The sequence below is a fragment of the Polaromonas sp. P1_E3 genome (assembly GCF_056405935.1).
In genome coordinates, this window is sequence record NZ_JBFUBD010000256.1 from 1 (window position 1) to 3,997 (window position 3,997).

Below are 3,997 nucleotides of genomic sequence, written 5' to 3' on the forward strand. Positions count from 1 at the left end.
CATTTGCGTACTTCAACATTGCCGGCCTCGCCTGCGCCTTGCGGCACGCTTTCGTGCGGCAGGTTGGGCACAGCCAGCAACAGCGTTTGCATGTCAGCCTGGATCTGGTCGAGCCGCGCGGCGGATGATTCGAGTTCGGCCTTGGAAGCGCTCACCTGCGCCATGATGGCGCTGGCGTCTTCGCCCTTGGACTTGAGCTGGCCGATCTGCTTGGACAGCGTGTTGCGCTGGTTTTGCAGCTCTTCGGTGCGGATCTGCAGGGCCTTGCGTTCAGCCTCCAGCGCCTGGAAGGCTTCCACGTTGAGGAAAGCTTGCGGGGTTTTACGGGTCTCCAGCCGGGCAATAGCCGAAGGCAGGTCTTTGCGAAGCAGGTTGATATCTAGCATGGGGCCATTGTATTTTGTAGAGCTGCAGTGGACAGGGCCCGTTCAGCTCAGTTCAGGCTGGCCGGGTCCAGGTTGGCGCCGCAGATGATGAGGCAGACTTTTTCATCGGCGCGGGGCCGGTAGCGGCCGCTTTGCAGGGCGGCCAGCGGCAGGGCCGCCGCGGGCTCAACCGCCAGTTTCAGTTCCTTCCACAGCCACAGCTGGGCGGCACGAATAGATTCGTCAGTCAGCAGCAGCGCATCCCGCACATGCGCCTGCGTGGCTTCCCAGGCCAGGCTGCCGATGCGCTTGGCGCCCAGCGAGTCGGCGGCGATGCCGCCAACGGCGACATCCACCGGCTCGCCGGCTTCGCGGGCTTTGTACAAGGTGGGCGCCAGCTCCGGCTCCAGCGCCACCACACGGCTGCGCTGCTCAAACCAGCTGGCCACGCCGCCAATCAGGCCACCGCCACCCACGCTGACGAGCACGGAATCAGGCAAACCGCCCTGCTGCTCGATCTCGGCCGCCATCGTGCCGGCGCCAGCCAGCACTTCGGGCTGGTCATAGGCATGGGTCAGCAGCGCGCCGGTCTCCTGCTGGCGCGCCAGGCAGGCTTTCAATGCATCGGCATACGCCGCACCCGTGACCACCACATGAGCTCCCAGCGCGGCCAGCTTGGCGCGCTTGGCGGGCGTCGAAACTTCCGGCACAAACACCTCACAGCGCACGCCCAGTTCACGCGCGGCGGCCGCAGTGGCAATGCCGGCGTTGCCACCGGAGGCCACGATGACACCGCTGGCCGGAATCGGGTTGGACAGCAGGCGGTTGAGCATGCCGCGGGCCTTGAAGCTGCCGCCGGTCTGCAGGTGCTCCAGCTTGAGCCAGACTTCGGCACATTCCACGCCCAGCGCCTTTCCGGGCAGATTCCACAACGGCGTTTGATGAATAAAGTGGCTGTAGCCCGCTTCGAATGTGCGCAAGCAGCTCTCAATTTGATAGCGATTGGTCATGGCAAAGACAAGAGAGTCAAATCAGAGCTGATGCAGCTGGCTGTCGCTGACTTCCAGCACCTGGCCCTGCGCATCAAGCTTCAGGCCTTTGGGTAGCGGAAACTTGATGGTTTCCTCAATCCCGTCCATCTTGCGCACCGACACGGCGCCCAGGGCCTTGATACGGTCTATCACCTGCTTGACGAGGATTTCCGGCGCCGAGGCCCCGGCCGTGAGGCCGACGCGGCCCTTGCCTTCGAACCATGACTCTTTCAGCTCACTGGCGTCGTCCACCATATAGGCTTCGGTGCCCAGCTTGGCGGCCAGCTCGCGCAGGCGGTTGCTGTTCGAACTCGTCGGGCTACCGACCACGATCAGGATGTCAACCTGTGGGCTCAGCACCTTGACGGCGTCCTGCCGGTTCTGCGTGGCGTAGCAGATGTCCTGCTGTTTCGGTTCGCGTACCTGCGGAAAGCGCTGCTTCACGGCTGCGCTGATTTCGGCCGCATCGTCCACGCTCAGCGTGGTCTGCGTAACGACTGCCAGGCGTTCGGTCTGGCCAGGGCTGATGCGCCAGACGTCGGCCACGTCTTCCACCAGATGGATGCCGCTGTCGAGCTGGCCCATGGTCCCCTCAACTTCAGGATGGCCCTTGTGGCCGATCATGATGAACTCGTAGCCCTCTTTGTGCAGCTTGGCGACTTCCACGTGCACCTTGGTCACCAGCGGGCAGGTTGCATCAAAAATCTGGAAGCCGCGGCGCTCTGCCTCTTTTTGAATAGCCTGGCTCACGCCGTGCGCGCTGAAGACCAGCGTCGCGCCAGGCGGCACATCGTTCAATTCCTCAATGAAGATGGCGCCTTTTTCCTTGAGGTCGTTGACGACATAGGTGTTGTGCACGATCTCGTGCCGGACATAAATCGGCGCGCCAAATTTCGTCAGCGCCCGCTCGACGATTTCAATCGCGCGGTCGACACCGGCGCAAAAACCGCGGGGTTCGGCCAGCAGGATTTCCTGTGGTAACAGTCTGGACTCAGTCATAGCACCCCAATCACTTGCACTTCAAACACCACCGGCTGACCCGCCAACGGGTGGTTGAAATCAAACTGCACCGCGTCGCCGCCCTCTTTGACCTGCTGCACCGCGCCTGCGTACTGGCCCATGCCGTCCGGCGTGGGGAACTGCACCACGTCGCCGACCTTGTACTGCTCGTCCGGATCGCCCAGCTCGTTGAGCAGCTTGCGCGCCACCCATTGCACCAGCTCCGGGTTGCGGTCGCCAAAAGCCTCACCGGCCGGCAACTCGAATGTTGTGCGTGCGCCCTCAGGCAGGCCAATCAGCCGCTGCTCAATGGCCGGCGAGAGCTCACCCGTCCCCAGGCTCAGGGTGGCAGGCTTGCCATCAAAGGTGTTGATGATGTCCGCACCCGGTTTGCCGTCCACTGAAGGCCCGGCCATGCGGTAGTGCAGGGTCAGGAACGAGCCTTGCTGGACAAGGGTAGCGCCAAKGGATTCCACGGTGGACATAAAACTTTCTGCGGCCGGGCTGGCGCCGGCAAGTGTTTGTAAACTGCCCCTATTGTAGAAAGTACCGCTTGTCCGGGCCCAATCCCGTTTATTTCGCGTGAATCGGGCTCTTTTAATCCCGCCGGCACCAGCCTCCCTCCACACAGCCATATAGCCACACAGGCCAATCCATGCTCCTGAAAGACCTCCCGGAGGATGCCCGCCCCCGCGAAAAACTGCTGGCCCGCGGCCCCGGCGCGCTCAGCGACGCTGAGCTGCTGGCCCTTTTGCTGCGCACCGGCCTGCCCGGCAAGAATGCGCTGCAGATGGGACAGGAACTCGTTGACACATTTGGCGGCGTGGCCGGGCTGTTGCACACCGGCCCCGAAGCGCTGAAAAGCATCAAGGGCCTGGGCCCGGCCAAACGCGCTGAACTGGTAGCAGTGCTGGAACTAGCCCGGCGGGCGCTTGCCGAAAAGCTCCGCGAAAAAACGCTCTTTGACACCCCGCAGGCGGTACGCGACTATTTACAGCTGCAGCTGGGCAGCCGGCCACACGAGATCTTTGCGGTGCTGTTCCTGGACAGCCAGCACCGGCTGATCGTGCTGGAAGAGCTGTTTCGCGGCACCTTGACGCAAACGTCCGTCTACCCGCGCGAAGTGGTGGTGCGCGCCCTGGCGCTCAACGCCGCCAGCGTGGTGCTGGCCCACAACCACCCCAGCGGCACCGCCAAGCCGTCGCGCGCCGATGAAGCATTGACGCAAACGCTGAAGTCCGCGCTCGCGCTGGTCGATGTGCGCGTGTTGGACCATTTTGTGGTGACCAGTTCGCAGGCGGTGTCGATGGCCGAGCTGGGCTTGCTGTAAAGGAGTGGGGCCTTCATTTAGATGGCTTCTTTTTTTACAAGCTCTGGCTTGATTGCAAGAAATGGGTTGGATTTTCCAAACGTCTTGACGGCGGCATCAATTTCCGATTTCTCAAACGCAGACAAGCGCTCCGATTTGGGGTCGAGATAAAACGCCATCGCCATGGCGCGCTTGCGCTCAGACGGGTTCCTTGACAATTTTGCTTCCTGGGCATACGCCCACGATTGCCACGGCTCCAACTTCTGGTTCTTCTGGGCCCAGTTCAGTGCGAG

At 62.5% G+C, this 3,997-nt stretch carries 5 protein-coding genes and 1 pseudogene; 1 reads left to right on the forward strand and 5 read right to left on the reverse strand.

The window, feature by feature from the left end:
- From AC1D0Z_RS17175 to AC1D0Z_RS17190, 4 genes and pseudogenes are all read right to left on the reverse strand, one after another.
- Positions 1–386: pseudogene (locus tag AC1D0Z_RS17175) on the reverse strand (serine--tRNA ligase); the annotation flags it as partial.
- Between the two features lie 47 nt (positions 387–433).
- Positions 434–1,375 carry a threonine/serine dehydratase gene (locus AC1D0Z_RS17180; protein ID WP_477659429.1) on the reverse strand — a complete coding sequence of 314 codons (942 nt, stop codon included), beginning with the start codon at positions 1,373–1,375 and terminating at the stop codon, positions 434–436.
- Between the two features lie 21 nt (positions 1,376–1,396).
- Positions 1,397–2,395: a 4-hydroxy-3-methylbut-2-enyl diphosphate reductase gene (ispH, locus tag AC1D0Z_RS17185; protein WP_477659430.1), complete on the reverse strand. Its 999-nt coding sequence runs from the start codon at positions 2,393–2,395 to the stop codon at positions 1,397–1,399.
- Positions 2,392–2,880, reverse strand: coding sequence for an FKBP-type peptidyl-prolyl cis-trans isomerase (locus tag AC1D0Z_RS17190; protein WP_477659431.1), 489 nt, complete (start codon positions 2,878–2,880; stop codon positions 2,392–2,394). The genes ispH and AC1D0Z_RS17190 overlap by 4 nt, the downstream gene beginning before the upstream one ends.
- A gap of 170 nt (positions 2,881–3,050) precedes the next feature.
- Between AC1D0Z_RS17190 and radC the strand changes: the two genes are divergently transcribed.
- Positions 3,051–3,725 (forward strand): RadC family protein, encoded by a 675-nt coding sequence (gene radC / locus AC1D0Z_RS17195; protein ID WP_431095299.1) that lies wholly within the window; start codon positions 3,051–3,053, stop codon positions 3,723–3,725.
- 17 nt (positions 3,726–3,742) lie between these two features.
- On the opposite strand, the gene AC1D0Z_RS17200 is transcribed toward radC, so the two are convergent.
- Positions 3,743–3,997: hypothetical protein (locus tag AC1D0Z_RS17200; protein ID WP_477659432.1), on the reverse strand; the 255-nt coding region annotated here is incomplete at its 5' end.

Coding starts and splice junctions, on each gene's coding strand:
- AC1D0Z_RS17180 (WP_477659429.1), bottom strand. CDS start 1,375: ATGACCAATCGCTATCAAATTGAGAGCTGCTTGCGCACATTCGAAGCG.
- ispH (WP_477659430.1), bottom strand. CDS start 2,395: ATGACTGAGTCCAGACTGTTACCACAGGAAATCCTGCTGGCCGAACCC.
- radC (WP_431095299.1), top strand. CDS start 3,051: ATGCTCCTGAAAGACCTCCCGGAGGATGCCCGCCCCCGCGAAAAACTG.